This is a genomic window from Cobetia sp. PDI-23MA, from assembly GCF_059507735.1.
This window is the reverse complement of sequence record NZ_CM183352.1, coordinates 1,636,341-1,650,382: the sequence shown is the minus strand read 5'-3', so window position 1 is coordinate 1,650,382 and position 14,042 is coordinate 1,636,341. Positions and strand designations below refer to the sequence as shown.

Annotated in this window: 12 protein-coding genes; 9 read left to right on the top strand and 3 right to left on the bottom strand. The window is 61.0% G+C overall.

Going from position 1 to position 14,042, the window contains the following annotated elements; all coding sequences use genetic code 11:
• Nucleotides 1-195 precede the first annotated feature (195 nt).
• The 4 genes from AC5WNJ_RS07095 to AC5WNJ_RS07080 all read left to right on the top strand — a co-directional run bounded on the left by AC5WNJ_RS07095 (nucleotide 196) and on the right by AC5WNJ_RS07080 (nucleotide 4,699).
• Nucleotides 196-918, top strand: a complete 723-nt coding sequence (locus tag AC5WNJ_RS07095) for a helix-turn-helix domain-containing protein (protein WP_495930832.1) — start codon at nucleotides 196-198, stop codon at nucleotides 916-918.
• 64 nt (nucleotides 919-982) lie between these two features.
• Nucleotides 983-1,411 (top strand): GNAT family N-acetyltransferase, encoded by a 429-nt coding sequence (locus tag AC5WNJ_RS07090; RefSeq protein WP_495930831.1) that lies wholly within the window; start codon nucleotides 983-985, stop codon nucleotides 1,409-1,411.
• A gap of 503 nt (nucleotides 1,412-1,914) precedes the next feature.
• Nucleotides 1,915-3,390: a sodium:solute symporter family protein gene (locus AC5WNJ_RS07085; RefSeq protein ID WP_495930830.1), complete on the top strand. Its 1,476-nt coding sequence runs from the start codon at nucleotides 1,915-1,917 to the stop codon at nucleotides 3,388-3,390.
• A 172-nt stretch (nucleotides 3,391-3,562) separates the two neighbouring features.
• On the top strand, nucleotides 3,563-4,699 hold the full coding sequence (locus tag AC5WNJ_RS07080; RefSeq protein ID WP_495930829.1) for a hypothetical protein: 1,137 nt from the start codon (nucleotides 3,563-3,565) through the stop codon (nucleotides 4,697-4,699).
• A gap of 64 nt (nucleotides 4,700-4,763) precedes the next feature.
• On the opposite strand, the gene AC5WNJ_RS07075 is transcribed toward AC5WNJ_RS07080, so the two are convergent.
• Nucleotides 4,764-5,831 carry a LacI family DNA-binding transcriptional regulator gene (locus AC5WNJ_RS07075; RefSeq protein ID WP_495930828.1) on the bottom strand — a complete coding sequence of 356 codons (1,068 nt, stop codon included), beginning with the start codon at nucleotides 5,829-5,831 and terminating at the stop codon, nucleotides 4,764-4,766.
• A complete protein-coding gene (locus tag AC5WNJ_RS07070; protein ID WP_495930827.1) occupies nucleotides 5,828-6,814 on the bottom strand; it encodes a LysR family transcriptional regulator in 987 nt (328 codons plus the stop codon). Before AC5WNJ_RS07070 ends, AC5WNJ_RS07075 begins: the two co-directional genes overlap by 4 nt.
• A 148-nt stretch (nucleotides 6,815-6,962) precedes the next feature.
• On the opposite strand from AC5WNJ_RS07070, the gene aptA reads away from it, so the two are divergent.
• From aptA to AC5WNJ_RS07055, 3 genes are all read left to right on the top strand, one after another.
• Entirely contained in the window at nucleotides 6,963-8,312 is a 1,350-nt protein-coding gene (gene aptA / locus AC5WNJ_RS07065) for an omega-aminotransferase AptA (protein ID WP_495930826.1), read from the top strand.
• A 122-nt stretch (nucleotides 8,313-8,434) separates the two neighbouring features.
• Entirely contained in the window at nucleotides 8,435-9,925 is a 1,491-nt protein-coding gene (locus AC5WNJ_RS07060; RefSeq protein WP_495930825.1) for a CoA-acylating methylmalonate-semialdehyde dehydrogenase, read from the top strand.
• 239 nt (nucleotides 9,926-10,164) lie between these two features.
• Nucleotides 10,165-10,476: a putative quinol monooxygenase gene (locus AC5WNJ_RS07055; RefSeq protein ID WP_495930824.1), complete on the top strand. Its 312-nt coding sequence runs from the start codon at nucleotides 10,165-10,167 to the stop codon at nucleotides 10,474-10,476.
• A 107-nt stretch (nucleotides 10,477-10,583) separates the two neighbouring features.
• Here AC5WNJ_RS07055 and AC5WNJ_RS07050 read toward each other — a convergent pair whose 3' ends face one another.
• Entirely contained in the window at nucleotides 10,584-11,792 is a 1,209-nt protein-coding gene (locus AC5WNJ_RS07050; RefSeq protein WP_495930823.1) for a glutamate carboxypeptidase, read from the bottom strand.
• A gap of 288 nt (nucleotides 11,793-12,080) precedes the next feature.
• On the opposite strand from AC5WNJ_RS07050, the gene AC5WNJ_RS07045 reads away from it, so the two are divergent.
• Both AC5WNJ_RS07045 and AC5WNJ_RS07040 read left to right on the top strand, forming a co-directional pair.
• Nucleotides 12,081-12,542, top strand: coding sequence for a LexA family protein (locus AC5WNJ_RS07045; protein WP_495930822.1), 462 nt, complete (start codon nucleotides 12,081-12,083; stop codon nucleotides 12,540-12,542).
• 8 nt (nucleotides 12,543-12,550) lie between these two features.
• Nucleotides 12,551-13,825 (top strand): Y-family DNA polymerase, encoded by a 1,275-nt coding sequence (locus AC5WNJ_RS07040; RefSeq protein ID WP_495931029.1) that lies wholly within the window; start codon nucleotides 12,551-12,553, stop codon nucleotides 13,823-13,825.
• Nucleotides 13,826-14,042: the final 217 nt, after the last annotated feature.

The window sequence follows — 14,042 nt, the reverse complement described above, 5'->3', positions numbered from 1 at the left end:
GAGGAGGCCTCTTGCATCAGATGCCATGGAGCCAAACCGAGGGCTCGTCATCAACGTGGATGTGGGTTGGCGGTAAACTTGATAATGTCACCCGATATCCGCACGCGGGTGACGCGCAACGACTCCCACAAGGACGCGTATTCTCACCCCGCCTGCCCATCCCTATCGCATTCACCTCCGCCACAGGAGTTATCCATGCCGCGAGAATCCTCCAGTACTCCCGACACACCTCAAGCGAAGGTGTCTGACACCAAATCCTCTGTCACGAATTCCGCTGCACTGGCCGCGGAACCTGCCGTGCAGTCCGAGGTGAAAGAGACCATCACCGCGGCAGCCGACGAGACACGCCTGGGACTTGAGCAGCACATTGCGCGCGCGCTCAAGCAGCAGCGCGTTTCACAGGGCTACAAGATTTCCGACGTCTCGCGTATCGCTGGGGTCAGTCAGGGCATGATCAGCAAGGTGGAAAACGCTCAGGTATCCACCAGCCTCGATACCCTCAACAAGCTGTGCAATGCCTTGAGCCTGCCGATCTCGAAGCTGTTCAGCGATTACGATGTCAATGGGCGTGGTGCCCAGCACATCAGGGCCGGGCAAGGCATGCAGGTGGTGCGTACCGGCACGGAAGTCGGCCATGCCTATCAACTATTGAGCTACAAGCAGGGACCAAAGAAACGCTACGAGCCCTTTCTGATCACCATGGATGATGCCAGCGAAGTCTTCCCCAACTTTTGTCATGCCGGCCATGAGTTCATTTACCTGCTCTCAGGTCGTCTCACTTATCGTCATGGCGACAGGTTCTACGATATGGAACCTGGCGACAGTCTGGCCTTCGATGCCGGTGTGCCGCATGGTCCCGAGAAATTGAACGAGGTACCGATTCAGCTTCTGTCGATCATTCACTATGACGATGAATGAGCCTCTCTGACGAATGAGACCCTCGAACATCCATCATCATCGTCATGGGGACTGGACAACATCAATGAAGATTCGCCTTGCCACACCCGAGGATGCCCTAGGAATTTCACGCGTTGCGTCCGCACTGGGCTATCTGCCCCACGACGATGATGCATTGATCCTGCAGCGACTGGAGCACCTGTTGGCGTCACGCCATGACCGCATCTGGGTAGCGGAACAGGCGGGGAAAGTGATTGGCTGGCTGCACGCCCAGCACGTCTTTCGTGTCGCTTCAGCCGATTTCATCGAGATACTGGGCCTGTCCGTCGCCCAGGAGGCGCAACGACAAGGCGCAGGGCGGGCATTGGCCAGGCAGGCCATTGCCTGGGCATCGGACGAGGCGCTGACCCTGCGAGTTCGCACTCATGAGGCGCGCGATGTCGCCAGGAAATTCTATGCCGCCTGCGGCTTTACGCTGGCCAAGACACAGTGCGTCTTTCAGATGACCCCGTGATTCTGCCCGCCTCCCTGACTGAGCTCGCCCCGAGTTCATGCCCTGCCATGCCCCGCAGGCCGAAGAAAAAATCGTCTGCCATGACTGCGTTGCGCGATGTGACCTGTATAGCCCTTCACTCCTCTGGCAGTCGTATCACCTGAATGGCGGCAGAATTGCCGTCGTCTCCTCCAGCTACAGCACCTGTTTTCTGCGCGAAGAGGCATGTGGATGACGCTTCTTGCATGACTCTCCTCCCCACGAGAATCTTGCCATCGCGCCGGCATGAGACTTTCGTCCATCGGTGAAATTTGTTTTTGACAGCGCCTTTTTCTCGGCTAGATTGAGTCGATGTAACGGGTTACATTCGAAGCCAAGACATGGCTGTCCCGGCCATGTCCGCTACCTGCCCCACTGCGCCATCCCCGACAATCAGAGGGGCGCTTCAGTCCCTGCAACACCACGTACGCTCTGCCTCATGCACGCCCTTCATAGAACAATCAACAATAAACGGAGACTCGACTATGGCTTGGTACTACTCCTATATCATTGGCTATTTCGTGATCATGTTCGCGATCGGCTACTACTACTTCCGCAAGGTGAAGACCTCTGACAGCTATCTGATTGCCGGCTGGAACATGGGCTACTGGAAGATCACCGGCACCACCATCAGCACCTGGTGTGGCGCGGCAGCCTTCATCGGCTGGATGGGCATGGGCTTTTCCAAGGGGCTCTCCGGCTACTTCATGTTCGCCCTGCCCGGCATCATCGCGAGCCTGATGCTGGTCATCTTCTTCAGCCGCCCGCTGCGGCGCAAGAAGCTCTATACCTTGGCAGACCTGTTCGGACGCCGTTTCGGCCGCAAGGCCAGTCTGTTTCCCTCGTGCTTCTCGGCTTTCATCTACTCGGTGCCTGCCACCGCGATCCAGATCATCGGCATGAGCACCATTCTCACCGTGGTGCTGGGGCTGGAGTTCAATACCGCCATCTTCGTGTCATTTGCGCTGATTCTCGGTTTCACCATTCTGGGAGGACTTGAAGCGGCCATCGTCACCGATGCCCTGCAGAGCATCCTGTTGATCGCCGGCATCATGGTGCTGGGCTTCACAGCGCTCAGCTATGCCGGAGGCCTGGAACATGCCCTGCTCAATACGCCGATCGAGTTTCTGGCCCCGCTGCCGGAAGGCAAGACGATGGAGGTAGTGACCTTCGCGCTGACGGTGGCGCCGTTCTATCTCGTCTGGCAGTGCACCTGGCAGCGCATCTTTGCCTCCGAGAGTGAGGACGTGGCCATCAAGGCCGGCGTGTCAGGCTTCTCGATCGTGATGCTGATTTCCTTCCTGCCCTATTGCATCGGCGTGCTGGCGCGTCAATTCGTGCCGCTGGATACCTCGGCCGACCACGTCTTCTCCTACGTCACCATGCAGTTGCTGCATCCGGCCATCGGCGGGCTGGTCATCGTCGGCCTGCTGGCCGCCCTGATGACCTCGGCGGATTCCTACATCCTGCAGGGCAGCTCCAATCTGGCGCATGACCTCTACGGCAACTTCATCAATCGTCAGGCCAACGAGAAGCAGAAGATGGCCTCGGCACGTCTGAGTGTCGTCATCATCAGCGTGCTGGGACTGGGCGTCACCTTCCTGATGACCGACATCATCTCGGCCTACCAGTGGGCGCTGCGTATCTCGGCCACCACGCTGATCTTCCCGTTCTTCGCGGTGATGTTCTGGAAGCATGCGACGTCCAAGGGCTGCATCAGCAGCATGGCGAGCGCCCTGAGCGTCACTGCTCTCTGGCCGCTGCTGTCGACCGACATAGACCCCGCCTACCCGGGCTTTTTGACCTCGCTGGTGGTGCTGGTGGTCGTCAGCAAGCTGACCCGCCATAGCCCCAGCGAGGATGTTGCGGCCTATTACTGGGACGGCGCCGATTCACAGGCCACAAGCGTCGCATCGAGCGCTTCCAAAGCGGATCTCGCGCTGACCTCGAAAGTTGGCTGAGCGAGCCTGAATCGCAAGAACCAGAACGAGAGTAAGTGGCTCGGGGCTTGTTGCTGCCACGAGCCGCTTTTTGAAGTCTGGTACCTGCCCCCGCTTGCTTGTGATCCCTTCATTTGCTGACTGATCAGCAGAGCTGTTATTTCGGCCCGCTGTCATCACTAGGACGCCACACATGACCCGAGCAGCACAGACTTCCCGCAGCGCCGCCATGCCAGCCGCCCATCGTGTCAATAACCCCTACGCCCCACTGAGCGAGTCAGAGCCTCAGCCCGGCACGCGCTGGCTCAAGGGGAATATCCATGTACACACCTGCGAAGCGCTCGATGAAAGCATTTCGATGGACCGGATTCATGGCGAGGATCATGACGAAGTGATCCGGCGCTCACAGGCCGCTCCCTTCCACTTCGATTTCGTGTGCACCTCGGTTCACCCCTACCTCAACAATATCGAGCTGTTCTCACGCGGCGAGCAGCGTGATGACTTCGTGGTGATTCCCGGACGCGAGATCCAGAACGACACTATCGACGATGGCGGCTATCTCGACGGCTATTTCGCCGGCGAGCATTCGAAATATCTGCATGTACTGAGCATGGGCAAGGTCGGCGGCCTGTCGATCTGCGCCCACCCCAACTTCTTCGAGACCACCCGCCCGCGCGAAGGCGGCGAATGGACACAGATCAAGAAGACACTCCTCAACCCGTGTGTCCGCCTCGCGGAGATGAACATCATGGGCATGGAGGTCTACAACGGCCTTTCCATCTTGGAAGAACACATGGGGGCGAAGTCCTACGCGCCACACATGGCAGAGCCCTGCTGGGATGATCTGCTCTGCGAGGGGGTGCGTTGTGCCGGCTTTGCCGGCAATGACGAGTTCTATCGTGAACAGTACATCTACGAGAACTATGCCCCCCTCGGCTTCATCATGGTGGCCGCGGCGCTCAACGAGGCCGATATCCTGCGCAACGTGAAGCGCAACCGCTTCTATGCCAGCACTGGGGTGATGCTGGCTGATACGCCACTGGCAATGTCTGAACAGCAGGGGCGCTACACCTTGCGCGTCAGCGCACAGAACAAGGTGAAGTGGAAGGCGATGGTGCAGCGAGGCGTGGCCCCCACAGGTGCGGGCGAGACAGGTGCGCCGCAGCTGATCGAGATCACGGCCCCCACCGCTGCTGCAGAGTGGGAGCTGGAGCTGGACGGCGACTGGAAGTACGTGCGCTTTCAGGCCGAGTCGCTGGACAACTCCCTGCATCGCGCCTGGTTGCAGCCGATCTACGGTCCGGGCTGGGTCGACTACAAGACGCTGTGAGCCAGGCAGTGTGAGTCAGGCCCCGAGAATCAGGCCCCGAGAATCAGACCCCGCGAGCAGGTGCTCAGTCCGGACTGGGCGCCGGGCCTGCACTGCCGCGAATCGCTAGCGACGCGTCCAGCAAGCGTGACGTCAAGGGCGCGTCGTCCTCGAGATGGCGGATCAACGCCTGGGCGATCACTTCGCCCATCTCCTCCACCGGCAGGTCTACCGTCGTCAGCGGTGGATTGAAAAACTCCGCCATTTCCAGGTCATCGAATCCCACCACCGAGACCTGTTGCGGCACACGAATTCCCCGCCGCTGCAGTGCCAGCATGGCACCACTGGCCAGTACATCATTGAGGCACATCACGGCGGTGATGCCATCCCGCAGGCCGCCTTGCCCTTCGCCATCGAGCGCGCCCCCAGTCTCACAATGAAGCTCGCCTATCGCGGCACTCGCCCCGGCGGTGGTGATATCGACGAACTGATCATGTTCGCGATCGGTGCGGGCGGCCTCCAACGCCTGCAATGCGGCAACGGCGCCGTCGTAGCGCAGGCGCGCGCGGTCGTTGTGAGCCAACGGTTCGGAGAGGATCACGATACGCTGATGCCCCAAGGAGATCAGATACTCCGCCAGCGCCTTGGCCAGGCCATAGTTGTCATAGCCCACCGTGATCAACGGCGAGTCCGGCAGGTAGATGCTGTTGAAGACCACCGGCACCGAGAAGCGTGACAGGTAGTCCAGTGTCTCGGCGGCATGACTGCCACCGGGCAGAATCACGGCGTCCACCCCCATGTTGACCAGCTCGCGTACCTTGTCGAATTCCGTCACCCGCCCTTTCTGAGTGGTCGTCACCAGCAGGCTGTAGTGCGCCCGCGCCAGCGCGCCTTCCAATGCATCGATGAACTTGGCGTAGATCGGGTTCTCGAAGGTCGGGATCACGATTCCCAGAGTGCGCGACTGATGCTGAGACAGCACACGCGCGGCATTATTGGGCAGGAAATCGAGGGCGTCGGCCGCCGCCAGCACCTTGTCGGCCGTCTTCTTCATCACCTTTTCGGGATTGTTGAGTACCCGTGAGACCGTCGCGACCGACACCCCCGCCAGCTGGGCGACTTCCCTGACCCCGGCACGCCTGGGCTTGTTCATGGCTTGCTCTCCCTCGCCGCCTGCGCTCTTCGGGCCGGTTTCGCCTGGCGCAGGGCGTCCAGCTCCGTCAGATAACGTTCCAGCACCAGATTGGGTGGGCGACTCTTGCGCGTGATGGCGCTGTAATAAGTGACATAGGAATTGGCCACCGGACTGAGCGCCTGCATCTGGCCATCGCGCACCCAGCGCTCGGCATAGTGGGTGGGCAGATAGCCGAGATAGCGCCCGGAAAGCACCAGAAAGGCGATGCCCTCGCGGTCAGTCGCGGAAGCGGCGGCTTTGAGCGGTTCATGCAGCGCCTTGATCGCAGGCGTCTGCGCGTAGGCCGGTAGCACCGCATCATGCTGGCGAATCTCTTCCTCACCCACCGGACGCCCCCGCGCAAGGGTATCGCCCGCGCGGGGCTCGCGAAACAGCGCGTGGCCCCGCGCGCAGTAAAGGCAGGAGGTTTCCTCATAGAGCGAGCGATACTCGAGCCCCGGCAGCGTCTTGAGCGTCGGGATCACCCCGGTATGCAGGCGGCCATCCAGCACGGCACGCTCGATCTCGTTGGGGGGAATCATGCGGATGTTGATCATCACCTCCGGGCCGTGGCCCTTCAGCGCACTCAGCGCATCCGTGATGTGCATCTCGGGCATGGTGACCAGATTGTCGGTGATGCCGATGTTCAGCTCGCCCTTGAGCCAGGCATGCAGACCATTGATGCGGGTGCGAAAGCCCTCTGCCGCCGCCAGCATCTGCATCGCAGCTTCATGCACGTCTCTTCCCTCATTGGTGAGCGCGAAACCACTGCGCCCGCGCTGACAGAGCTTGAGGCCCAACCGCGCCTCCAGGTCACTCATCGCCATGCTGATGGCGGAGCGACTGATATTGAGCTCGATCTCGGCCGCCGAGAAACCGCCGCACTCCACCACCTTGCGAAAGATGCGCAGCAGACGCAGATCGGCATCGCCAAGCTGCCCCCTCATGCCGTCCTTGCGCATGGTCTGCCCTCCTGAATTCCACAACATAGAAAGTTAAGTAAATGCTTTCCTGAAGATAAAGACAATGACATTTATCTTACCAAAAGGACTTCCTAATCTAGTCGACAGGAGCCGAGAACCAACAACAACACACTCTGTGGGAGACATCATGACCGCCTTCGATACATCCCCTTCCGCTCAGGCAGGGTTGAGCCAGGAGCAGCTCGATGCCTACTGGATGCCCTACACGGCCAATCGGCAGTTCAAGCAGGACCCGCGCATCATCACCAAGGCGCAGGGGGCCTACTTCACGGACTCCCGGGGCCGTCAGATCTTCGATGGCCTGTCGGGCCTCTGGACCTGCGGTGCCGGCCATTGCCGTCCGGAGATTGCCGAAGCGGTCAGCGCGCAGCTGCGCGAGCTGGATTACGCGCCCGCCTTCCAGTACGGCCATCCCAAGGCCTTCGAGCTGGCGCACCGCATCAAGACGCTGATGCCCGAGGGGCTGGATCACGTCTTCTTCACCGGTTCCGGCTCCGAGAGTGCCGACACCTCTCTGAAGATCGCGCGTGCCTACTGGCGCAAGAAAGGCAAGCCGACCAAGACCAAGCTGATCGGACGCAGCAAGGGCTATCACGGCGTCAACTTCGGCGGCTTCAGCGTCGGTGGCATCGGCGCCAATCGCACGCTCTACGGTCAGGGAGTCGATGCCGATCACCTGCCGCATACCCTGCTCAAGGAGAATGCCTTCACCCCCGGCATGCCCAGGACCGGCGCCGAGCGCGCCGATGAGCTGCTGGAGCTGATCGCGCTGCATGATGCCTCCAACATCGCCGCCGTCATCGTCGAGCCGATGGCAGGCTCGGCCGGCGTGCTGCCGCCGCCAGTGGGCTACCTCAAGCGCCTGCGCGAGATATGCGACCAGCACGACATCCTGTTGATCTTCGATGAGGTCATCACCGGCTTCGGACGCATGGGCGCAATGAGCGGCGCCGAGGAATTCGGGGTCACGCCGGATATCCTCAACGTCGCCAAGCAGATCACCAATGGCGCCGTGCCGATGGGTGCCGTGGTCGTCAAGGGCGACATCTACCAGACCTTCATGGACAACGGCGGCCCCGATTACATGATGGAGATTCCCCACGGCTACACCTATTCCGGCCACCCGGTGGCGTGTGCCGCGGCGCTGGCATCTCTCGATGTGCTCGAGAATGACCAGCTCATCCCGCGCGTCCGCGAGCTGAGTCCGGTCTTCGAGAAGAAGCTGCACGAGCTCAAGGGCACCCGCTACATCACGGACATCCGCAACTACGGCCTGGCCGGCGCCCTGCAGGTCGAGGCCTATCCCGGCGAGCCGGCGCGGCGCCCGTATGAGATTGCCATGCACTGCTGGAAGGCCGGTTTCTATGTCCGTTACGGCGGCGACACCATCCAGCTGGGTCTGCCGTTCATCACCGAACACGATGAGCTGGACCGTCTGATCAATGCCCTCGGCGATGCCTTCGCCGCCCAGGACTGACGCTCGACGCTCAAGGCTGACGGTCGACGTTCAAGACTGACCATCAACATTCAGAACTGACGATCAACACTACTTCATTCATCGCCATTCATTTCACAAGTCATCTCAGGGAGACCCACCCAATGAAGACGCTCGGACACCTCATCAACGGCAACATCGATCACAGCGAAGGCCGTACCCAGGACATCTTCAATCCCTCCACCGGCGAAGTCGGCGGTCAGGTGCGCCTGGCCAGCAAGGCGACGGTCGAGGAAGCCATCGCGGCTGCCGAGGCGGCCTTCCCGGAATGGCGCAATACGCCGCCGATCAAGCGCGCCCGAGTGATGTTCCGCTTCAAGCAGCTGCTGGAAGAACACGCCGACGAGATCGCTCGCCTGATCGGTCAGGAGCACGGCAAGATCTGTCACGATGCGCTGGGCGAATTGCAGCGCGGCATCGAGAATGTCGAATATGCCTGCAGCGCCCCGGAACTGCTTAAGGGCGAGCATAGCCGCAATACCGGCCCGGGTATCGATTCCTGGAGCGAGTTCCAGCCGCTGGGCGTGGTTGCCGGCATCACGCCGTTCAACTTCCCGGCCATGGTGCCGCTGTGGATGTACCCGATGGCGATCGCCTGCGGCAACACCTTCGTCCTCAAGCCCTCCGAGCGCGACCCGACCTCCACGCTGTTCATCGCCGAGCTGCTGATGGAGGCCGGTCTGCCGGCCGGCGTCATGAATGTCGTCAATGGCGACAAGGAAGCCGTCGATACACTGCTGGACGACCCGCGCATCCAGGCGGTCAGCTTCGTCGGCTCCACCCCGATCGCTGAATACATCTACAGCCGCGCCGCGGCCAACGGCAAGCGCTGTCAGGCCCTCGGTGGCGCCAAGAACCACGCCATCGTGATGCCAGACGCCGACATGGAATACGTGGCCAATTCATTGAATGGCGCCGCCTTCGGCTCCTCCGGTGAGCGCTGCATGGCACTGTCCGTCGCAGTGGCCGTGGGCGATGACGCCGCCGACAAGCTGATCGCGCAGATGAAGCAGCAGATGGAAGGCCTCAAGGTCGGCATCTACAGCGACAAGGGCAATGATTTCGGCCCGCTGATCACCGCAACCCATCGCGACAAGGTGGTCGGCTACATCGACAGCGCCGAGCAGCAAGGCGCGACGGTGGTGGTCGATGGCCGCAATCCGCAGGTCGAAGGCGGCGAGAACGGCTTCTTCGTCGGCGGCACACTGATCGATGGCGTCACCCCGGAGATGACCTGCTACCAGGAAGAGATCTTCGGCCCGGTGCTGCTGGTCGTGCGCGCCGATTCGATGGAAGCCGCCATGCAGCTGATCAATGATCACGAATACGGCAATGGCACCTGCATCTATACCCGGGATGGCGAAGCCGCCCGCTACTTCAGTGATCATATCCAGGTCGGCATGGTCGGCATCAACGTGCCGCTGCCGGTACCGGTCGCCTATCACAGCTTCGGCGGCTGGAAGCGCTCGCTGTTCGGCGATCTGTCCGCCTACGGCCCGGATGCGGTGCGCTTCTACACCCGCCGCAAGACCATCACCCAGCGCTGGCCTTCCGCCGGCCTGCGTGAAGGCGCCCAGTTCGCCTTCCCGTCCTGAACCATCGCCTTCCCGTTCTGATCCGCGGATCATCATCTAATAACAACTGCGTCTGATAACAACTGCGCCGGACAGCCCTGCTGTCCGGCGCTTTCGTGTGCTCATCATGCAGGATCATGCCGGCAGTCAGAGTCAGCCCCTGCCCCTTGCAGTGGCCAGAAACGCCTCCACATAGTCGGGACATCTCATCACGAGAATCCCGACAACATCGGCGGTCAGTACCGTCACAAGGAGCCAAGATGATCTGGGTAATCGCCACCGTTACCGCCAAGGAAGGCCACGTTCAGGATGTCTTCAATGAACTCTGCGCCGTCGCGCCCACCGTGCGCGAGGAAGATGGCTGCCACGCCTACCATCCGTGCATGGACTCCGAGCGCGCCGCCGACAAGGACAACGATCCACGCCCCGACACCATCACCGTGGTAGAAGCCTGGGAATCCCACGATGCCCTGCAGGCCCACCGCGAGACGGAACATATGCAGCGCTTCCGCGACAATGCCGGTGACTGGATCGCCGATGGCGATATCCGCATCCTGAGCCCGGCGGGCTGACAGAACAGCATTGGGGAAGATCCAAAAAGCCCGGCCTCCAGGAGGCCGGGCTTTTTTATCGGGCTTGCCATCATGACGGCATATCATTTACCGCTATAGCCCCGGTTTCACTCCTGCGACTGTTCCTCGGACAACTGCATGATCATGCGTGTCGTCAGATAAAGGCGTGGTACGACGCTATCGACCAGCACGAACTCCTGATCGCTGTGGTAGCCGCCGCCGACGAGCCCCAGGGATTCGAGCACTGCCGGTTTATCGGAATCTGCATGATAGGCGTAGGCCGCATCCGTGCCGCCACCGATCTCGACCGCTTGCAGTGTCTGCCCCAACTCCTGATAGATCTTCTGGGCCTGCTCGGCCAGCTGCTGACTCTGCGGATTGTCAGGCAGCGGCGGACGCCCCTTCTCGAGGTGAAACTCCACTTCGGTATCATCGATCAACCGGTTCTTCGTGATGGCCTGCGCTTCTTCCAGGACACGCTGATACTCGCTGCTATCGAAGTAGCGCATATCACCCTCCGCCCTGGCATGCTCCGGAATCACGTTGCGTTTGACGCCGCCCTCGACGATCGTCCAGTTGAGCGTCGTCTCCTTGTCCGCATCATCAAGCTCATTCAACTGCAGCAGCTGATGAGACAACTCCATGATGGCGTTGCGCCCTTCCTCTGGTGCGCCACCGGCATGGGAGGCACGGCCTTTCACCTCGAGAAACGCATAGTTGATGCCCTTGGTGACGACGGTGACGGCATCGACTCCCGGGTCAGCGAAGGTAGGCTCGAATACCAGCACGGCATCCTGATCTGCCGACAGCTCATGAATCAGGTCATGCGAGCCCGGCGAGCCCTTCTCCTCATCAGGATTGAAGACAACCGTCACCTGGCCATAGTCATCAAACCCGAGCGACTTCAGCGCCTCGAGACTGTGCAGAATAACGGCTGCACCACCTTTGGCATCGCCCACGCCCGGGCCATAGGCACGCCCATCCTCGATACGGAAGGCACGCTCCGTGGCGGCGCCTTCATCGAAGACGGTATCGTAGTGAATCATCAACATGATCTTGCGACTGCCATCCCCCTGCAGGCGACCGACAATCGTATTGCCGCCATAGGTCTTGGCAGGGTGCGTTTCCACCTGTGCGCCAAGCGCTTCTAGATGCTGGGTCAGCATTGCCTCAACGTCATTCAAGCCTTCACGGTAGCCCGTTCCCGAATCCACGTTGACCAGTGTTTCCAGCGTCTCCAGCAGAGGCGCTCGCTGTTGCTCGACGGCATCCTGAACATCCTGATAGTCCGCCGCTTGCGCACCGGCACTGCACATACCGCATGCCAAACCCACCGCCAACATCGGAAGCCGCATTTTCCACCTCTAATATTGTTATATAAGGAATAACGAAGGTAAGGCGGATATCAGGCAAACGCAAATGCGAGTCCTACCGGGAAATTTTTTCCGCTAGCAGCTTTACCTGTCGTCCACCATTGAACACAGGTGCACCTCATCTGATCTGCGTCTCGTGAATGTGCAGCACTCGCAGGGATTATCGGTTGCCTGAGGGCTTCTCAGCGCCGATACTGTATAGGAATACAGTATCGAAAGGAGACCCCACCCATGACCGTATCTGCCGCTCAGCCGTCCCACGCCTCGCTGGCTCGCCCTCATCCAACGCCGGAACCCTGTGCACTGCCGCACCCTCACATCACGGGGCGCGCTGGCATTTCCGGCTTCCCCTCGCCGGCGGAGGATTACGCGGGGCGCACGCTGGACCTCAACGAGCGGCTGATCAAGCGCCCGGCAGCGACCTTCTTCATGACGGTGGCGGGTGACAGCATGGAAGGCTTCGGCATCTATGAGGGCGACACCCTGGTGGTAGACCGCTCCATCGATGCCCGCCCCGGGCATATCGTGGTGGCACTGGTCGAGGGAGAGGTGGTGGTCAAGCGTTATGAGATGATCGGTCAGCGCCCCTATCTGAGCTCCGGCAATGCGCTGTATCCGCCGGTCGCGATCTTCGACCTCGAATGCCAGGTCTGGGGGGTGGTGCGTTCCGTCATCCACGAATACGCGGTATGAAGACGCCAATGATCGGACTGGTGGACTGCAACAACTTCTATGCCAGCTGCGAGCGAGTGTTCGACCCGCGCCTGGAGGGCCGCCCTGTCGGCGTGATGTCCAACAATGACGGCTGCGTGATCGCGCGCTCCAACGAACTCAAGGCGCTGGGCGTGGAGATGGGCACCCCCGCCTTCCAGCTACAGCCACTCGTCCGTGAGGGGCGCATCCACCTGCTCTCCTCCAATTACGAGCTGTATGGCGACATGTCGGCGCGCGTGCGAGAGGTGCTGGAGGAATATTGTGCCGGGGTCGAGCCCTACTCCATCGATGAGATGTTCGTGCGTTTCGATGGCTTTGATCGCAACTCGATGCTGACGTTGAGCCGCACCCTGCACCGCAATGTCCGCAAGTTCACCGGCATCCCCGTATGTGTCGGGGTCGCGCCAACTCGAACGCTGGCCAAGCTGGCCAATCGCGCTGCCAAGAAGCGTCCGGAATTCGGCGGTGTCTGCGTGCTGGAACCCGATGAAGTCGGCACCCAGCGCCTGCTGGCCGATACGCCACTGGGCGATGTCTGGGGCGTGGGCCGACGTCTGGTCGAACGCCTGGCACTGCAAGGCCTGCACACTGCCTGGGACCTGCGCTGCGCCGACCCGCGCGCCATCGGCCAGCGCTATTCCGTGGTACTGGAACGCACCGCGCGCGAACTGCAAGGCACGCCCTGCTTCGAGATGAATGATGCCGATGACGCTCGCCAGCGCATCATGACCTCGCGCTCCTTCGGGCGCATGACCGGTGACTTGAATGAACTCAGGGATGCCATCCGCCAGCATGCCCAGCGTGGCGCCGAGAAGCTGCGCCATCAAGGCAGCCTGACACGCGCCGTGCTGGTCTTCCTCAAGAGCAATCGCCACCGACCCGACCTGCCGCAATACTCACCCAGCACCATCGTCGAGCTGCCCGCCCCCACCAATGACAGCCGCGAGATACTCGCCGCCGCGCAACAGGCGCTGGAGCATATCTACCTGCGCGGCTATCGCTTCATGAAGGCTGGCGTGATGCTGCTCGAACTCATCGACCAGCCACGCGAGCAACTCTCGCTGCTGGAAAGCGAAGAGGACATCGCCAAGCGCGAACGCAGCCAGCAATTGATGGCGACACTGGACGCCATGAATCAGAAGATGGGCCGCGGCACCGTGCGCCTCGGCGTCGCACGCCCCGACGCCGCCTGGCAACTGCGCTGCGCCCACCGCAGCGCCCGCTACACCACCAACTGGCAGGAATTGAAGCGGTTGCGTTAGTAGGCTTGGCCGAATGCTCTGAGCGTAATTTCGACCGCCACAACCATCAGCAATACAATCCCTTTCCTGGGCGTTCATACCGCAGAGAGCGTGAAGGGATTAAATGCGTAGATATCGCGCGCAATCTGATCGGATTGTTGCATCCACAGCAAAGGTGTTTTACGCCAGCGCCGCTTTATCAATGACTTGCGAACACTCATGCTGTACGCCATTGCTG

Bases quoted from the DNA above. Each gene is read 5' to 3' on its own strand.
- aptA (WP_495930826.1), top strand. From the start codon at position 6,963: ATGACCGCCTTCGATACATCCCCTTCCGCTCAGGCAGGGTTGAGCCAG.
- AC5WNJ_RS07075 (WP_495930828.1), bottom strand. From the start codon at position 5,831: ATGAACAAGCCCAGGCGTGCCGGGGTCAGGGAAGTCGCCCAGCTGGCG.
- AC5WNJ_RS07045 (WP_495930822.1), top strand. From the start codon at position 12,081: ATGACCGTATCTGCCGCTCAGCCGTCCCACGCCTCGCTGGCTCGCCCT.
- AC5WNJ_RS07050 (WP_495930823.1), bottom strand. From the start codon at position 11,792: ATGTGCAGTGCCGGTGCGCAAGCGGCGGACTATCAGGATGTTCAGGAT.
- AC5WNJ_RS07090 (WP_495930831.1), top strand. From the start codon at position 983: ATGAAGATTCGCCTTGCCACACCCGAGGATGCCCTAGGAATTTCACGC.
- AC5WNJ_RS07085 (WP_495930830.1), top strand. From the start codon at position 1,915: ATGGCTTGGTACTACTCCTATATCATTGGCTATTTCGTGATCATGTTC.
- AC5WNJ_RS07080 (WP_495930829.1), top strand. From the start codon at position 3,563: ATGACCCGAGCAGCACAGACTTCCCGCAGCGCCGCCATGCCAGCCGCC.
- AC5WNJ_RS07070 (WP_495930827.1), bottom strand. From the start codon at position 6,814: ATGCGCAAGGACGGCATGAGGGGGCAGCTTGGCGATGCCGATCTGCGT.
- AC5WNJ_RS07040 (WP_495931029.1), top strand. From the start codon at position 12,551: ATGATCGGACTGGTGGACTGCAACAACTTCTATGCCAGCTGCGAGCGA.
- AC5WNJ_RS07095 (WP_495930832.1), top strand. From the start codon at position 196: ATGCCGCGAGAATCCTCCAGTACTCCCGACACACCTCAAGCGAAGGTG.
- AC5WNJ_RS07055 (WP_495930824.1), top strand. From the start codon at position 10,165: ATGATCTGGGTAATCGCCACCGTTACCGCCAAGGAAGGCCACGTTCAG.
- AC5WNJ_RS07060 (WP_495930825.1), top strand. From the start codon at position 8,435: ATGAAGACGCTCGGACACCTCATCAACGGCAACATCGATCACAGCGAA.